The sequence below is a fragment of the Shewanella electrica genome (assembly GCF_022321485.1).
In the GTDB taxonomy this organism is placed as follows: Bacteria; Pseudomonadota; Gammaproteobacteria; order Enterobacterales; family Shewanellaceae; genus Shewanella; species Shewanella electrica.
Genome location: NZ_JAKOGG010000365.1, coordinates 1 through 265, shown reverse-complemented (window position 1 = coordinate 265; position 265 = coordinate 1). Strand labels below are relative to the sequence as shown.

The following is a 265-nucleotide window of genomic DNA, read 5'->3' as shown; positions in this document are numbered from 1 at the left end:
CCCGCATCTCACGGTGCTTATGCACTGGGTCACATATCCAGTTAGCCTTAGCATCTCTCCTTATTGCCTTGTGAGCTGGGTCAATGCAAATGACTTCATAGTACTTGTACCTGGCGTCCTGAGCAACCCAATAGGAGTTCAATACCCTAAGCCCGCTGCATTTCCTACCAACTTTCTCCTCAGCCATGGCATGAAGGCTCCTGGTAGGTTTCAGCTGGTTCACTCCGTGGCTCTTGGGCTTACCATAGGTGGCACCCTTTGGGAC

The 265-nt window shown here is 51.7% G+C and carries 1 protein-coding gene; it reads right to left on the bottom strand.

The window, feature by feature from the left end; all coding sequences use genetic code 11:
- On the bottom strand, positions 1–223 hold a 223-nt coding region (locus tag L9G74_RS20915; RefSeq protein ID WP_238898679.1), incomplete at its 3' end, for an eL15 family ribosomal protein.
- Between the last annotated feature and the right edge of the window lie 42 nt (positions 224–265).